This window comes from Herbihabitans rhizosphaerae, assembly GCF_004216555.1.
Lineage (GTDB): Bacteria > Actinomycetota > Actinomycetes > Mycobacteriales > Pseudonocardiaceae > Herbihabitans > Herbihabitans rhizosphaerae.
Map to the genome: position 1 here is coordinate 50296 of NZ_SGWQ01000019.1, position 15647 is coordinate 65942.

General features: G+C 68.0%; 17 protein-coding genes and 1 tRNA gene. 12 read left to right on the forward strand and 6 right to left on the reverse strand.

The genetic code is table 11. From position 1 onward, the window contains the following. Positions 1 to 37: 37 nt before the first annotated feature. Positions 38 to 1945 carry a DNA primase gene (gene dnaG / locus EV193_RS32380; RefSeq protein ID WP_130348784.1) on the forward strand — a complete coding sequence of 636 codons (1908 nt, stop codon included), beginning with the start codon at positions 38 to 40 and terminating at the stop codon, positions 1943 to 1945. Then, positions 1945 to 2490 (forward strand): hypothetical protein, encoded by a 546-nt coding sequence (locus tag EV193_RS32385; protein ID WP_242613830.1) that lies wholly within the window; start codon positions 1945 to 1947, stop codon positions 2488 to 2490. Before dnaG ends, EV193_RS32385 begins: the two co-directional genes overlap by 1 nt. Before the next feature lie 12 nt (positions 2491 to 2502). On the opposite strand, the gene EV193_RS32390 is transcribed toward EV193_RS32385, so the two are convergent. Further along, positions 2503 to 3366 (reverse strand): SGNH/GDSL hydrolase family protein, encoded by an 864-nt coding sequence (locus tag EV193_RS32390; protein ID WP_130348785.1) that lies wholly within the window; start codon positions 3364 to 3366, stop codon positions 2503 to 2505. Positions 3367 to 3486: 120 nt separating this feature from the next. On the opposite strand from EV193_RS32390, the gene EV193_RS32395 reads away from it, so the two are divergent. The 4 genes from EV193_RS32395 to EV193_RS32410 all read left to right on the forward strand — a co-directional run bounded on the left by EV193_RS32395 (position 3487) and on the right by EV193_RS32410 (position 5748). Further along, entirely contained in the window at positions 3487 to 4245 is a 759-nt protein-coding gene (locus EV193_RS32395) for a trans-aconitate 2-methyltransferase (RefSeq protein ID WP_130348786.1), read from the forward strand. 36 nt (positions 4246 to 4281) lie between these two features. After that, positions 4282 to 4358 (forward strand) — tRNA-Ile (locus EV193_RS32400). Positions 4359 to 4432: 74 nt separating this feature from the next. Next, the gene (locus EV193_RS32405) at positions 4433 to 5038 is read left to right on the forward strand and encodes a hypothetical protein (RefSeq protein ID WP_130348787.1); all 606 of its coding nucleotides are present in this window, start codon (positions 4433 to 4435) and stop codon (positions 5036 to 5038) included. A gap of 23 nt (positions 5039 to 5061) precedes the next feature. After that, the gene (locus tag EV193_RS32410; protein WP_130348788.1) at positions 5062 to 5748 is read left to right on the forward strand and encodes an ATP-binding cassette domain-containing protein; all 687 of its coding nucleotides are present in this window, start codon (positions 5062 to 5064) and stop codon (positions 5746 to 5748) included. A gap of 68 nt (positions 5749 to 5816) precedes the next feature. Here EV193_RS32410 and EV193_RS32415 read toward each other — a convergent pair whose 3' ends face one another. The 3 genes from EV193_RS32415 to EV193_RS32425 form a co-directional block, all read right to left on the reverse strand. Beyond that, positions 5817 to 6968, reverse strand: coding sequence for an alkaline phosphatase PhoX (locus tag EV193_RS32415; RefSeq protein WP_130348789.1), 1152 nt, complete (start codon positions 6966 to 6968; stop codon positions 5817 to 5819). Positions 6969 to 7555: 587 nt separating this feature from the next. Further along, positions 7556 to 7957 (reverse strand): LapA family protein, encoded by a 402-nt coding sequence (locus EV193_RS32420; protein WP_130348790.1) that lies wholly within the window; start codon positions 7955 to 7957, stop codon positions 7556 to 7558. Positions 7958 to 8039: 82 nt separating this feature from the next. After that, the gene (locus EV193_RS32425; protein WP_242613831.1) at positions 8040 to 8924 is read right to left on the reverse strand and encodes a hypothetical protein; all 885 of its coding nucleotides are present in this window, start codon (positions 8922 to 8924) and stop codon (positions 8040 to 8042) included. A gap of 310 nt (positions 8925 to 9234) precedes the next feature. Between EV193_RS32425 and EV193_RS32430 the strand changes: the two genes are divergently transcribed. From EV193_RS32430 to EV193_RS33585, 4 genes are all read left to right on the forward strand, one after another. Continuing rightward, positions 9235 to 9528, forward strand: coding sequence for a GlsB/YeaQ/YmgE family stress response membrane protein (locus EV193_RS32430; protein ID WP_130348791.1), 294 nt, complete (start codon positions 9235 to 9237; stop codon positions 9526 to 9528). Next, a complete protein-coding gene (locus tag EV193_RS32435; protein ID WP_242613832.1) occupies positions 9525 to 9920 on the forward strand; it encodes a hypothetical protein in 396 nt (131 codons plus the stop codon). Before EV193_RS32430 ends, EV193_RS32435 begins: the two co-directional genes overlap by 4 nt. Positions 9921 to 9996: 76 nt before the next feature. Continuing rightward, positions 9997 to 10188 carry a hypothetical protein gene (locus EV193_RS33580; protein WP_165401589.1) on the forward strand — a complete coding sequence of 64 codons (192 nt, stop codon included), beginning with the start codon at positions 9997 to 9999 and terminating at the stop codon, positions 10186 to 10188. A gap of 89 nt (positions 10189 to 10277) precedes the next feature. Continuing rightward, on the forward strand, positions 10278 to 10625 hold the full coding sequence (locus EV193_RS33585; RefSeq protein WP_165401590.1) for an STAS domain-containing protein: 348 nt from the start codon (positions 10278 to 10280) through the stop codon (positions 10623 to 10625). Here the strand turns inward: EV193_RS33585 and EV193_RS32445 are convergent, their stop codons facing one another. Then, entirely contained in the window at positions 10626 to 11309 is a 684-nt protein-coding gene (locus tag EV193_RS32445; protein WP_130348793.1) for a TetR/AcrR family transcriptional regulator, read from the reverse strand. A 111-nt stretch (positions 11310 to 11420) separates the two neighbouring features. Here EV193_RS32445 and EV193_RS32450 point away from each other — a divergent pair, with 111 nt between their 5' ends. After that, on the forward strand, positions 11421 to 13193 hold the full coding sequence (locus tag EV193_RS32450; protein ID WP_207222898.1) for an ABC transporter ATP-binding protein: 1773 nt from the start codon (positions 11421 to 11423) through the stop codon (positions 13191 to 13193). Next, complete coding sequence (locus tag EV193_RS32455; protein ID WP_130348794.1) at positions 13190 to 14899, forward strand: ABC transporter ATP-binding protein; 1710 nt, start codon at positions 13190 to 13192, stop codon at positions 14897 to 14899. Before EV193_RS32450 ends, EV193_RS32455 begins: the two co-directional genes overlap by 4 nt. Here the strand turns inward: EV193_RS32455 and EV193_RS32460 are convergent, their stop codons facing one another. Next, positions 14900 to 15514: a maleylpyruvate isomerase family mycothiol-dependent enzyme gene (locus EV193_RS32460; protein ID WP_207222900.1), complete on the reverse strand. Its 615-nt coding sequence runs from the start codon at positions 15512 to 15514 to the stop codon at positions 14900 to 14902. It abuts the gene before it with no gap. Between the last annotated feature and the right edge of the window lie 133 nt (positions 15515 to 15647).

Below are 15647 nucleotides of genomic sequence, written 5' to 3' on the forward strand. Positions count from 1 at the left end.
CCGGCTTCGTCTGATGCGACACATCTACTATGAACGTGTGGCAGGGCGTATCCGGGAGAGCGATATCGCGCTGGTCCGCGAGCGCAACCGGATCGACGAGATCGTCGGCGAGTACGTCCAGCTGCGCAACGGCGGCGGCGGATCGCTGAAGGGCCTGTGCCCGTTCCACGACGAGAAGACCGCCAGCTTCAACGTCCGCCCGACGCACGGCACGTTCCACTGCTTCGGCTGCGGCGAGGGCGGCGACGTGATCGCCTTCCTCATGAAGATCGAGCACCTCACCTTCGTCGAGGCGGTCGAGCGGCTCGCCGAGCGCTCCGGCATCACGCTGAACTACGAGGGCGGCGGCGCTCGCCGGCAGCAGGATCGCGGCACCCGGGCACGCCTGGTCGAGGCGCACCGCGCGGCCGCCGAGTTCTATGCCGAGCAGCTGACCACGCAGGACGCCACGAAGGCCCGCGAGTTCCTCAAGGAGCGCGGCTTCGACGCGGCCGCGGCCGCCACGTTCGGCTGCGGGTTCGCGCCGGCCGGCTGGGACAAGCTCACCAAGTACCTGCTCGGGCGCGGTTTCGAGCTGGCCGAGCTGTACAAGGCGCAGCTGTCCAAGGAGGGGCGTCAGGGCCCGATCGACCGGTTCCACCGCAGGCTGCTGTGGCCGATCAAGGACCTGTCCGGTGACGTGGTCGGGTTCGGCGCGCGGCGGCTGTTCGACGACGACCCGATCCAGGCGAAGTACCTGAACACCTCGGAGAGCCCGATCTACCGCAAGTCCGCGGTGCTGTTCGGGCTCGACCTGGCCAAGCGGGAGATCGCCAAGCGCCGTCAGCTGGTGATCGTCGAGGGCTACACCGACGTGATGGCGATGCACCTGGCCGGTATTCCGACCGCGGTCGCCACGTGTGGCACGGCGTTCGGCACCGAGCACATGAAGGTGCTCGCACGCCTGCTGTTCGACGCCTCGTACAACAAGGTGAGCCTGGGCAGCGAGATCATCTTCACCTTCGACGGTGACGCGGCCGGGCAGAACGCCGCGCGCAAGGCGTTCGACGACGATCAGCAGTGGGCCAGTGACACCTACATCGCGGTCGCGCCGGACGGGATGGACCCGTGTGAGCTGCGCCAGGCCAAGGGTGACGTCGCGGTGCGCGATCTCGTGGCGCGGAGGCGGCCGCTGTTCGAATTCGCCATCCGCGGGCTGCTCGGTGAGTTCGACCTGGAGACCGCCGAGGGCCGGGTCGGCGCGCTGCGGAACTCGGTTCCCCTTGTGGCACAGATCAAAGACGTTGCGCTGCGCGACGAGTACGCGCGCCAGGTGGCCGGTTGGGTCGGCTGGGAAGACACATTGACCGTGGTGCGCCGCGTGCGGGAGACCGCTGGGTCGGGCACGCCGCCGCCGAGGCGTGCGCGACCGGCCGACCCGAACCAGGGCGCGCTCGCCGTGGACGTCGACGGCCCGCCTCGGCCGCGGCCGGACGACCCGCGATTCTGGGTGCAGCGCGAGTCGATCAAGTGCGCGCTGCAGGTGCCGGAGCTGGCCGGGCCGTACTACGACCAGGTGCCGGACGACGCGTTCTCCGATCCGGCATACCGGGAGCTGCACCAGGCGCTGATCAAGTCCGGCGGTGCGTCCAGTGGGCTCGCCGGCCCGGCGCTGGTGGACGCCGTGCGCGAGAACTGTCCACATCAGACGGTGCGGTCGCTGCTCACCGAGCTGGCCGTGGAATCGTTGCGCGCCAAGACGGAACCGGACGCGCGGTATGTGTCCAGCCTGGTCGCCAGGATGCAGGAGAACCTCGTCGCGCGGCAGATCGCCGACCTGAAGTCGCGGCTGCAGCGGGTGAACCCGGTCGAGGAGTCCGAGGAGTACCGCACGCTGTTCGGCGATCTCGTGGCGCTGGAGCAGTACCGCAAGGCGCTCGGCGAGCAGGCGGCGGGAGGCCTGTAGTGGCCTCGCTCGTGCGCCGGCTGTTCGGCAAGCTCACCCACGGGCTGCCCGACTCGTTCACCGGTGAGCTGTCGCCGGAGGAGAACGTCGTGGCGGTGGGCGACCTGCGCGGCGGCGGTCATCTGGTGGCGACCACGCGCGGACTGTGGATCAGCGACGGTACCGACGCGCGCCGCCTCGACTGGCACCTGATCAGCAAGGCGGCGTGGGACGACGGCTCGCTGACCGTCGTCGAGGCGCGCGAGTCCGGCACGGCGGGTGCCGCGGTGCTGCTGGAAGACCAAGCGCCGCAACGGTTTCGGCTGTCCACGCCGCGCAAGGTGCCACAGGTGGTGCACCAGCGGGTGACCGGTTCGATCAAGTCCAGCCATCATCGCGATCTGCCCGGTGGTGGGGCGTGGTTCGTGCAGCGGTCGGTGCCGGGGCAGGACGGGGTCGTGTTGCAGGTCCGCCCCGACCCGGGCACCGACGAGGGTCCGCTGCGCTCACTCGCGGCCGAGGTCGCCGAGGCGATGCGCCTCGCCCGCGAGCGCGCCCAGCAGTAGGTTCAGCAGTGATCAGGGGCCGGCGCAGGGGCCGGGCGCCTCGCTCCACGGCCAGTACCCGTTGTCCCAGCGGCCGCCGTTGAGCACGCGGTTCATGTAGTAGAACCACACGTAGGAGAGCTTCGCGTAGCCACAGTCGCTCGGGTGAATGTTGTCCGGGGAGAGGTCCTCGGACTCGGCGCCGACGATGTGCTGCGGCACGAGGTGCACCTTGTCGCCCTTGGTGGGGACGATGCGGGCGACGGCGTCGTTGTAGACCTTGACCCTCGCGCGCGCGGCGGCGTCACCGAACTGCGGGATGGTCGCGACGAACAGGCGGGTGCCGGGGCGCTTGTCGCGCATCTTGTCGATCATCGCGGACAGCCGTCCGGGCGCCTCGGCGGCGTCGGGCTTGCCGACGTCGTTGGTGCCGGCCATGAGCAGCACGATCTCGGGCTCGTACAGGTCCAGCCAGCGCTCGATGTTCGCGGAGAGCTGGTGTACCCGGAAGCCGCTGTGCCCCTCGTGGTTGTAGTCGCCGAAGGTGCCCGAGCCTTTGCCGTAGCACTTCCACTCGTCGTCACCCTGGCGTGGACAGCTGCCGACGAAATCGGGGCTGAGCTTGGCGCTGTCGTGCAGGCGTGCCCAGAGGTCCTTGCGGTAGCCGTCCAGGGCGACTGGCGTGCCGTGCTTGATCGTGTAGCCCCAGGTGATCGAATCGCCGAGCGGCATGATCTTGGTGAGGTTCTGCCGGGCCGAGTCCGGCGCCGCGTCGGCGGTCTCGGGCGGGTTGTCCGCCGCCGGCTTGGCCGAGACCGCGCCGGGTGCGAGCGTCACGGCCAGGGCTGCCGCCGCGATGGCGGCGATGGCGGCGGCGACGATTCGGGACTTCCTCATGTGCTCCCCATGCTGGTTTGTCGGGCACCTGCCTCAATACGACGCGCCGCCGCCGCGTTCTGTTGCAGAGAATCTCGATGTGGTAAGCAGTACGCCTGTACTGTTTGTTGAGGAGGGCTCATGTGGGATCCGAAGACCTACCTGACCTTCGCCGATCACCGCGGCCGCGCGTTCTTCGAGCTGCTGGCCAGGGTGGATGCGGCGGCGCCCCGGCGAGTGGTCGATCTCGGGTGCGGTCCCGGCAACCTCACCGCGACGCTCACCGAGCGGTGGCCCGATGCCGTGATCGAGGGATACGACTCCTCGCCCGAGATGATCGCCGAGGCGCGCGAACTCGGGCTCGACGCCGAGGTGCTCGACGTGCGCGACTGGCACCCCGAGCCGGACACCGACGTCGTGGTCACCAACGCCCTGCTCCAATGGATCCCCTCACACGCGACCCTGCTGCGATCCTGGCCCGCCGCGTTGCCCTCGGGCGCGGTGATCGCCATGCAGGTGCCCGGCAACTTCGACGCGCCGAGCCATATGGCCGTCCGCTCGCTGGTCGTCGAGGAGCACTGGCGCGACAAGATCACCAGCCTGCGCGATGCCAAGTCCGTCCTGACACCGGAGGAATACGCCACTCTGCTGACTGACGCCGGCTGCACCGTCGACGCCTGGGAAACCACATACGTGCAACAACTTTCCGGCGACGATCCAGTACTCGACTGGATCACCGGCACCGCGCTGCGCCCCATCAAGGCGGAGCTGACCGACACCGACTGGCAGGCGTTCCGTGCGGAGCTGGCCCCCAAGCTGCGGCAGGCGTACCCGCAGCGGGCGGACGGCACGACCTGGTTCCCGTTCCGCCGGATCTTCGCCGTCGCCACCGTCCGGTGACACGATCGCCCCACCGGTACCATGCTGTGGTCAACTGGGGCGGTAGCTCAGCTGGTTAGAGCAGGGGACTCATAATCCCTTGGCCGCGGGTTCGAGCCCCGCCCGCCCCACCACTGTCTGACCAGGGACTGAGCTGGCGGCCATGATCGTCCAGCTCGGCTCCTGGGCGAGTGGCTGGAGGCAGTAGTTGGCAGGCGACGACGACACTCATTCGGGACCGTTAGCTGAATTCGCCGCACTCCGAGAAGAGATCAACAGGGCTTGGGATCTGTCGTGGAAAGTTGTGGCGCTCCAGCTCACAAGCGTTGGAGCGATATTCGGCTTCTCGCTCTCGTCCAACGCTCGCGCGCCGTTGCTGCTGATCGTTCCTTTCAGTTCGTATGTGCTGTGTGCGCGCTGGGTCCTCTTTAGTTACACCGCTTATCGAGCCGCTGACTATATCCGAACCGTTCTCAGCGTTAAAGTGCCCGGCGGCCTTCAATGGGAATGGTGGGCGGCGAGGCATCGACAGCGATATGGCATTGAGCGTCTTCGATCGTTAAACCCCAACCTTCTGCTCTTCTTTGGATCGCCATGTCTGGCGCTCCTCGTTGTGGCGATGTGGTTCTCTTTTGCTAAACCAGCTGACTACTCGAGTTTGGGCGTTTCACTGGGCGGCATATTGCTGTGGTTGCTGGGCGTCGTGCTTGCCGCTCTAACATTCACCCTTGCATGGCCGATAGCCAGTGGCAAAGCGCGTCGAACTCTGGCTGTTTATGCTGACAACAGCAGAGAGGCGCTACCTGACGAATGATCGTGGCCGTAGGAGGACGTCGCATGCCGATCGCTGAACTGAGCGATCTCACCGTCCACATCGACACCGGCCGATGGAGTGAGACCGTCCTTGACGCGGTGAACCTTGCCGTACCCGAAGGGGAAATCACGGCGCTTCTCGGCGAGTCCGGGTGTGGCAAATCCATGGTGGCAGCCGCGTTGACTGGTCTGTTGCCCGCGTCGGCGCGGAGCACTGGGCGAGTACGCATCGAGGGCACCATCGGTTTCGTGCCTCAGTCAGGTGTCACGGCATTCATCGCGGACGAAACCGTCGGCGCGCAGTTGCGGGAGCTGCATCGTCTGCACTGGGCTTGGAGTGTCGAGGACGCGTGTGCGGCGGCCTGGTACCCGAATGACGTGTTGGATCTGTACCCAGGCCACCATTCCACCGGACAGATTCAGCGGGCCGCTCTGGCCGCCGCGCTGATTCCCGCGCCGAACCTGCTTGTCGTTGACGAGCCCACCGCCTCGCTCGACAGGGGCACCGCGTATCAGGTGTGGATCAACCTGCGCAAGTACGCGGACACCGGTGCCGCGGTTCTCGCCATCACTCACGACGCGCCCCTACTGATCGACACCGGCGTCGCCGATCGAATGGTGTTCATGCGTGATGGCCGTGTCACTGTCGCCGGGCCGCCGGTGGAGATGCGAACTCTCGTGGACCCGTACGTGCAGGGGTTCTTTCAATAGATCGGTCAACGCGTCGGTGCGACAGTGTCGCGCCCGCGTGGGCGGGCGCGACACCGAGTCGGGACGCGTTACGGGGTGGTGCGGAACGGGCCGCTGATTTCGTAGGTGATTCCGCCGCTGCTGCTACCGCTGGAGCCGCGCTGGGAGGAGAAGTACATTTTGGTGCCGGCGGGATTGAATGCGACACCGGTGACCTCGGAAGAGGAATGACCGGTCACGCGGAGGAACGGCGCGATGACGTCGCTGGGGGTGATGATGCAGATTTCCATGTTGCCGCCGTCCTCGGCGACGTAAAGGTCGCCGGCGGTGGTGTCGCCGGTGATGTTGTCCACGCCGGTCAATGGGCCGGTGCCGCCGCCGGGAAGGTTGTCGTCGTAGACGGTGTTCAGGGTGTTCGCCGCGGCGTCGTAGACCCAGACCTTGTTGTCGCCCTTGGTGGTGAAGTAGCACTTGTCGTTGCGGTAGAAGGCGCCCTCGCCGCCGTTGAACACCTTCATCCCGGACACCTGCTTGCGGGTGGTCGTGGGCGAGCCGTCCGGGTCCGGCACGGTCGCCCAGGTGAGATCGGTCTTGAGCACCTGCAGTGTGCCGGCGGCCAGGTTGCCCCAGGTGGTGGGCACGAACCGGTAGAACCCGCCGTCCGACTTGTCCTCGGTGAGGTAGACGACCCGGCGGACCGGATCGCAGGCGGCGGCCTCGTGGTTGAACCGGCCCATCGCCGCGCGCCGCACCGCGGGATTGACACCCCACGGGTCGGTCTCCCACGAGTAGCCGGTGTCGACCTCCTCGCAGGAGATCCAGGTATTCCACGGCGTGGGGCCGCCGGCACAGTTGCGGTTGGTGTTGGACAGGATCCGGTACGCCCCGGTGATGTTGGCGTTGGCGTCGAACTTGACCGCGCTGACGCCCCCGGCACCACTGCCGAGCTCGGCGTTGGAGACGTAGATCCAGCCGGAGCCGTCGGCGAAGCACGCGCCGCCGTCGGGTGCGCCGTGCCACGTGTAACCGGTGCCGGCCACGGTCTGCGTGGAGCGGGCGATCACACGGCTGGTGAAGCCGGACGGGAGCATGATCCCGTTGGCATCGGCGGACAGCAGGGCGCCATAGGGGCTGGGACCGGGGACGGCGGGGTAGGCGATCGAGGTACGGGTGACGCTGAAACCGAAGGCGACGGTGCCCGTACCGACGACGGCGGCACGAAGGAAATTGCGACGATCCATCGGGACTTTCCTTTCGGGTGGCTCTTGGCCGGCAGGAGAGAACCGTAAGGATCGACCGTAGACTGAAAACGCCCCATACGTGAACAACGGACGAATCCGAAGGGGACGAGTTAATTGTTTCGGATATAGGCTGAGATTGCCGCGCAAACCTTTCTCATGAATGCGACGCCGCTCGGTTCGGTACCGCCGTTCAGGTGGAACATCCTTCGGTGATAGCCGAATTCGGGCGTCGGGCCACTCAACAGGTGGCGGTGGTCAAACCCTTCGAGGCGGCCAAGCGCACTGTGTCGATGTCACTCGCCTCGGCCGCGAGTCTGCTGAACGACTCGCCGGCTTCGTAGGCCTGGATTCGCCGTCGGTACGCACGACTGGACACGGCCAGATCAACGCCACACGCGCGTAGTCGCCACACCAGTGCCCCCGCGGCTCGCGTTCCGGCCGCACCGCGCCGACCGTCAGTCCGGAATGCAGTTCGCGCAGCGACCACAGGCAGGCCTGGCGGTGCGGAAAACATGTCACCGATTGCGCGAGCGTTCGATTATTCGCCGACAACCTCCCGCTGATCTTGAACTAACGCGGTCGCGGTGTCAGCGCTTGCGGAGGTTGCGGCGCAGTTGGGTGATGCGTGCGGTGCCGAGGATCAGGGTGAGCAGGATTCCGCCGACCGCGGCGATGAGCAGGGCCAGGGCTAGCGAGGTGCTGGTGGTCATCCCGAGGAACGAGATTTCGACGCTGCCGGTGTTCTGCGCCAGGAAGACGATCAGTGCGATCGTGATCAGGGTGGCGGCGCTGACGGCGACCCAGGCGGCGCCAGTGCGGGTTCGGGGCACGGCTCGGGTGCGGCCCGCGTGGGTGACACGGGATCCAGGTGCACGCTGGCCGGTGTCAAGTTCCTGGGTTTCGGCTGGGCTGGGTTCGGGTGGTTGCTCGGCCCCGGGCGAGTCTTCGGCCCTGGGGCCGGCGGGCTGCGAGTGATCACGGCGGGCCATGACGGGCCACCTTCCACGAACGTGACCGGAGGGCAGGCACCTCGGATTTGGGGATGTCGTCGTGTCCGGCTGAACACTCAGTTTACGCGCTCGGGTCGGTCTTGGTGGCTCGCGCGACTTGGCGGCGTTCCCGCCGGAGCTGGTTGTGGTGGGCGTGGGTCGCGTAGTGCGCGGTGCCGACCGCTCCGGCGAGGGCGAGGGCGAAACCGATGATCGCGACGGCGGTGAAGCCAGTGCGAACCCGGTCGTCGAGATAGGTCAGGCCGATCAGCGAGGACAGCGCGGTGTGGGTGGTGAACATGATCGCGGTGGTCGCGGTCGCGCCCCGCTTCTGCAGGGCCATCGCGAACACGATGGCCGCGGTGAGTCCGTTGAGAACGATCGCCCACACCGCCGGGTCGAGGATCAGGTGCCATGGCGTGGTCGGCGTGTCCAGGGTCCTCGCGGAGACGCCGACGACGCTGAACCCCACGCCGGAGGTGAAGGCCAGCATTCGGCCCGTCCACGCTCGATCACGGCGCTTCGCGTAGGTGGCGGTCGCGGCTACCGGCAGCGCCATGCCCAGCAGGATCCACTGCCAGATCGGGTGCAGGTCGCGGGCGGGGCCGGGGGCGGCGGAGATGCCCAGCAGGATCAGTCCGGCCGCACCGAGGCCCAAGGTGACCCAGCCGGCCGGTGCCAGGCGTGTGCCCATGAAGGCGGCGATGGTGGCTGTCACCCCGATGCTGAACGCGAGGACCGACTGGATCAGGAACAGTGGCAGCAGTTGCAACGCCGCGGCGGCGAAGACGAATCCCAGCAGGTCCACCCCGAGTCCGAGCAGGTAGATCCACTGGTGCCGCAGGGCCACAAGATCCATGGACGTGCCGCCGTACACGCCGGCCCGGCGGATCCCCATGGACTCCAGGATCGAGCCTCCGCCCGACGCCAGAGCTGCCAGAGCGGCGAAGAAGTACCCCAGGATCACCCCTCGAGTGTGCGTCTACACGGCCGGATCTACCAGTCCGGCATCGGCCCTGTCGGATCGTGGAATTGGGGTCTACGCTGGGGTACGACACTCGATCACAGTGTCTCGCCGGACGGTGGAAGTCCGGCGACAGCGGATCGTGGTGTATTTGGACAACGCCCCAGACCTTGGCGAGCATGCGTCGGTTTCCGACGTGCCGAGGAGGTGGTGGGCGATGTTCTCCCCGAACCGAGCCAGTGCTGCCTTCTCTGAGTCGCACCGTGCCCCACACCACCAGAGTTTCCGCGATCCCCAGTTCTAAGGAACGAAGATGGGCATCATCGCTTGGATCGTGCTCGGCCTGATCGTGGGCGTCATCGCCAAGACCTTGTTGGGCGGTCGCGCGAAGCACGGCATCATCGTCACGATCCTGATCGGCATCGCCGGGGCACTGCTCGGCGGTTGGGTGGCATCGGAATACTTCGGCGTCGCCACCGAAGGCTTCTTCGACGCCTCGACCTGGATCACGGCCATTCTCGGATCAGTGGCCCTACTCCTGGTCTACCACGTGATCACCAGCCGCAGCGGCAGCCGTGGGCCGGCCCGATGGTTCGCACGCCGATGACGATCCCGAATCCCGACCAAGGCCGAGCGATGCCCGCCGAGCGCGGATCGGATCTCGCGCACGCCCAGAACCGCATGACACGGCAGTGGAGCCGGGTCCGCGCGGTCCGGATCACCACCACGGTCATCAACATGGTCTGCGGCCTGTTCGCCGCGGTGCTCGCCGCACACATCGTCATGGTCATCGGCGAGGCGAATCCCGCCAACGGGGTCGCCTCGTTCGTGCGCGGCTTCGCCGCCGCGGTGTCACTGGGATTCGACGACCTGTTCACCCCGGACAGCCCGAAGGCGCGAATCCTGTTCAACTACGGCCTCGCGGCACTCCTGTGGCTGGCTCTTGGTGCCTTGATCACCACCCTGATCCGTCGGTTCGCTCGGCGTGGCCCGGACTAGCGGGCCATCCGCGGACCTGGCGGCGGCAACACCCTGTCGTCGCTCCCGTCTGGCGGCTCAACGAACGAGGCTACCCATGGCGCAGCTTGATCTCGCTGGAATCGCGGAACCGCATTGGAGCGCAGCCGTGGCCATCATGTACGCCGCCCAGCAGGGCCTGCTCACCGCGGCGCAGTGCGACCAGTTGATCGACCGGCTTCGCATGCGCTCGCCCCAACCTCAACTGTCGATGGTGGAGCGCCACTCAGGCCTAGGAGCGACCTCGTGAGCACTGTGCATCAAGTCGTGTCGCTTGAACGCCGCCGGCGTGCGAGCGTCATCGCGCCTGCTCACCCTCCGCGGACTGGGCTTCTCACCGTGACCCCGATCGCGGTCCAACCTGGTGTGCTGGCGATCGAGGTGCGCGGTGATGTGGATCTGTGCACCAGCCCAGTGCTGCGGGACCGTCTGTTCGGGCATTTGCACCACGGCGATTCGCTGTTGATCGTCGACCTGAGGGCCGTGAAATTCCTCGGGCTGGCCGGCGTCACAGACCTGGCCACCGTTCGGATCGCCGCGGTGGAGATGGGCATCCGATTCCGCGTGGTGGCGCACACCTACGCGGTCCTCATGCCACTGCGGATCACCGAGATGGACAGGGTCCTCGACGTCCATCCCGACCTTGCGCATGCCCTGGCGCGGGTGAGTGACGGTCGGACCAGGTGATCACCGGCGACCGACGCGGTGGCGTCTCGGCTGGGTGTTCGGCCCATAAGAGTCCAGCAAGCCGTTGACGATGGCCGTCAGCGCGTGTCGGTGCGAATCGCGGTCGCTGAGTTCGTCCCAGCGATCGGCGATGGACGCGATGTGGGGGTAGGTGCCGATCGACATCTGGGCGATGGCTTCGTTGCCGTAGACGGGAGTGTCGGTCCGGCTTCGGCGGCGTGCGCTGATCACGCGGATGATCAGGTTGCCGAGGATGTAGTGCCAGATCGCGCGGTAGACCTCGACGGCTTGCTCGGTCGTGCAGCCGTGGTCGACGGCCGCGCCGATCATCGATTCGACGAACCACAGCGCGGAGGGGGCGAAGAGGTCGCCGGCGGCCAGCACCTCGACGATCCACGCGCGCTCGGCGAGCAGTTCGTACAGCAGGAGCGCCACCGCGGTGAGCCGCTCCTGGGGATCTTCCGGAAGGTCCGGGTGCGGGATCTGCTCGGCGTGCTTCTCCAGGATCAGCAGCAGTAGCTGATCTTTGTCGCGCACGTGGTGGTACAGCGCCATCGGCGCGCTGTTCAGCTCGCCGGCCAGGCGCCGCATCGACAGTTTGTCCGGCCCTTCGGCCTCCAGGATGCGATCGGCCGCGGTGATGATCGCGTCCAGCGACAAGCGGGGTGGTCGGCCTGGGGGCATCTGCTCATCCTCCACGGTTCGGATCTCGGTGGCGCACCGAAGCCTGTTGGAGCTACAGTTACCGTACGCGTACGAAAATGTCGCTGGACTCGCCGAGGGGAACCACGTCTGATGACCACACCGGCTGTCGATTCCGCGGTGAAACCGAGCATGGCGGGGCTGCTGCGCCCGCATATCGGCAGTTTCGCCGCGATGGTGATCCTGCAGGTCATCGGCGCTGTCGCGGGGTTGGCGCCGCTGCTGGCGGTCGTCGAACTGGGGCGCACTCTGCTGTCGCCCGGCCCGATCGATCACGATCACGTCCGGCTCGTCGTGATCGCGGGTGCTGCCGGTCTGCTCGTCCGGTTGCTGTTCACGGCCGCGTCGACCGGAGTCGGGCACATTCTGGACGGCAAGGTGCAACTGTCGTTCCGCCGACTACTGGCCGCGCATCTGGGGCGGGTGCCGATCGGGTGGTTCTCCCGGCGGCGGACCGGCGAGCTGGCCAAGGTCGTCGGCGAGGACATCAGTGCCGTGCACCCGTTCATCGCGCACGCGCCGGGCGAGCTCATCTCCGCGTTCGTGGTGCCGCTGGTGTCGATGGTCTACCTGTTCACCATCGACTGGCGGCTCACCCTGATCACGCTGATACCGGTGGTGCTGGCGTTGGCGCTGGTCCCGCTGTTGATGACCCCGACCCGGCTGCGCGAGCAGAAGGCGTTCGACACGGCAATGGGGCGGATCTCGAATTCGGTCGTCGAGTTCGTCCAGGGCATCGCGGTGGTCAAGGCGTTCGGCGGCGGCGAGCGCGCGCATCGCCGGTTCCGCACGGCCGTCGACGACTTCGTCACGATCTTCTACCGGATGGTGCGCGGGCTGTCCGGGGTCGCCGCCGGGATGCAGGTGGCGCTGTCGCCGCCGTTCGTGCTGCTGGTCGTGCTGATCGGCGGCGCGGCGCTGATCACGACCGGTGGCCTGCCTCCGGCCGATCTGCTGCCGTTCCTGTTGCTCGGACTGGGTTTGACCGCGCCGGTCGCGGCACTGGCCGGCCACGTCTTCGACGACATGCAGGCCGCCGGGCGCGCGGTCGGCCGGATCCGGGACGTGCTCGGGGTGCCGCCGCTGCCCGAGCCCGAGCACCCGGTCGCACCGCGGGGCCACCGGGTGGAACTGCGGGACGTCCGATTCGGTTACGAAGACGATCACGAGGTGCTGCGCGGGATCGATCTGGTGCTCGAGCCGGGGACGGTCACCGCGGTCGTCGGGCCGTCCGGAAGCGGGAAGTCCACGCTGGTTCAGCTGCTGCCGCGGTTCTTCGACCCGACGCACGGCTCGGTCGTCCTCGGCGGTGTCGATCTGCGCGAGATCGGCAGCAAAGCGTTGTACGACAAGGTGTCCTTCGTCTTCCAGGACGTGCGCCTGCTGCGCGCGTCGGTCGCGGACAACATCGCGCTGGCGGTACCGCGGGCCGATCGCGAGGACGTGGTGCGCGCCGCCCGGATGGCGAACATCCACGACCGGATTCTGGAGCTGCCGCACGGCTACGAGTCGGTGATCGGTGACGACGTGAAGCTCTCCGGCGGCGAGGCGCAGCGGATCGCGATCGCCCGCGCCCTGCTCGCCGACACGCCCGTTCTGGTGCTCGACGAGGCGACCGCCTTCGCCGACCCGCGGACCGAACAGGCGGTGCGCCGCACTCTGGCGACGCTCGGGGGTGATCGGACGGTGCTGGTCATCGCCCACCGGCTGGAGACGATCGTGGACGCCGACACCGTCGTGATGGTGGAGAACGGGTCGATCGTCGAGCGCGGCACACCGGCGGAACTGTTGGCACAGAACGGAAAGTTCGCCGCGTTCTGGCAAGCCCACCGATCGGCGACGGCCGAAGGAGACGAGCCCCGATGATTCGAACACTGCTGCGCGTGCTGGGACCCGAGTACGCCCCGCCGGTGCGCCGCACCGTGGCCCTGATGACGATCGCCGCGATCGCCGAGGGCTTGTCCTACGCGTTGCTGGTCCCCGTGCTGCAGGCCCTGTTCGGGAGCACGCCCGCGGACGCCTGGCCCTGGCTGATCGCGTTCGGCGCCGGGGTCGCGGTCTACGCGCTGCTGCGCTACGTCAGCGATCTGTCCGGTTTCCGCGCCGGCACCACACTGTTGGACGGCATGTACCACCGGCTCGGCGATCACCTGGCCCGGCTGCCCATCGGCTGGTACAGCGCGGCCCGCGTCGGCGAGGTGTCGGTGCTGGCCAGCAACGGCGTTCTGCAGGCCATGAGCGTGATCGCGCACCTGCTGGCGCCGTTCATCTCCGCCTGCGTGACACCGCTGACGATCATCGTCGTGATGCTCGCCGTCAACTGGCAGATGGGGTTGGCCGCGCTGGTCGCCGTGCCGATCGTGGTGGCGATCCAGGCCTGGACCGGACGCTCGACGGCGGCCGGCGACGCGGACAGTGCCGAACGCGGGCACGTGGCGGCCGGGCGGGTCATCGAATATCTCCAGGCGCAGCCGGTGCTCCGAGCCGGCGGCCGGACCACCGAACGCTTCCGAATGCTCGACGATTCGCTGCGCGAGGTGGAGCGCGCCTCCCGCCAGCTTACGCTGTCGGCGCTGCCGGGTGTGGTGGGCCTGACGCTCGCGGTGCAGGCGATGTTCACCGGGTTGCTGGTGCTGGGCAGCTACCTCGCACTGGGCGGAAACGTTGGTGTGGCGGAGATTCTGACGATTCTGGTGCTGGCCGCCCGCTGCGCGGATCCGGTGCTGTCGCTGGCGGACATCGGCGGCAAGCTGCGCGGCGCGCGGTCCGAGTTGATCAGGCTCGACGCGGTGTTGCGCACCGAGCCGCTCCAGGAGGCGCCCGAGCCGATCCAGCCGCGGAGCCACGACCTGGAGTTCGAGTCCGTCACCTTCACCCACGGCGACCGCACCGTGTTCGACGACGTGTCGCTGTCGGTGCCGCAGGGACAACGGCTCGCCGTCGTCGGACCGTCGGGTACGGGCAAGACCACGCTGCTGCAGTTGCTCGCGCGCTTCTACGACGTGGACGCGGGCGCGGTGCGCGTGGGAGGTGTGGACGTGCGCGCGATCGACACCGACGTGTTGATGGAGCGGACCGCCATCGTGTTCCAGGACGTGTACCTGTTCGACGGCACGATCGAGGAGAACGTGCGCCTCGGCCGCCCGGACGCGACCGAGACCGAGGTGCGTGCGGCGGCGAGCGCGGCCCGGCTGGACGAGGTGATCGAGCGGCTGCCAGGGGGATGGGCGACCAACGTCGGTGAGGGTGGCGCACTGCTGTCCGGCGGTGAGCGTCAGCGGGTCTCGATCGCGCGAGCGTTGCTGAAGAACGCGCCGATCGTGCTGCTGGACGAGGTGACCTCCGCGCTGGATCCGGTGAACGAGGCGGCCGTGCACGAGGGAATCGAGCGCCTGATGGCGGGCCGGACGGTGGTCATGGTGGCGCACCGGATGCGGACCGTCCGGCGCGCCGATCGCGTCGTGTTCCTCGACGGCGGCCGGATCGTCGAGGAAGGCGATCACGACGAGCTGCTGCGCCGAGACGGCCGCTACGCCGATTTCTGGGCGCTGTCCATGACGCCGGCGTCGTGATCAGGCGGCGGGCGTCAGCGTCGCGACGCCCGGCCCGTCGAGCTGGTCCAGCGCCACCGGTCGCCCTGTGACGGCCAGCAGCAGGGAGAGCGCCGTTCCGTGCACCTCCGCGCCGTCGCCGATCGACAGGTCGGTGTCCGTCGCGGTCAGCCGGATGCCGGCCAGCCGCTCCTTGGCTCCGCCGAAGGACGCCGAGGTGCGCGCCTGCAGGCGAAGGGCCCGGGCCACGGACTCCACCGGGTAGGCGCGGGTGAGTCCCAGCGGACGGCGGATGTCCTCGCCGTGCAGGACCTCCTCGACGAGCCGGGTGTCCAGCGGCGCCGGCGCGGTGGAGGTCCTCGGCGCCACCTGACGCAGCCGCTCCAGCGTCTCCCGAGGTGAGTCGCGGCGCTCGCGCCGCACCCCGCGCGCGTTCTGGCGGTCGAAGTCGAACCGCGCCCGGACCATGCCGACCACGAAGTTGAGGCGCGTCGTCAGCGCGGTGTCGATCAGGTGCGCGACCACGTCGTGCACGGTCCAGCCCGGGCACAGCGACGGCGTCTCCCACTGCTGGTCGTCGAGGCGGGTGAGGTCCTCGATCAGCGCCGCGCTCGGCGTGCACCATCGACCAGAGATCGTTGCTCACGGGGGTTCTCCTTCGCTCGCGCTCGGTGCGTTCGACAGGTGAGACCGGCGGTGTGGCGCGAACTCGTCGCACCGATCAGAAATCAAGAAGCATCCGGCGGCGACAAGCACATAGCGTCATTGC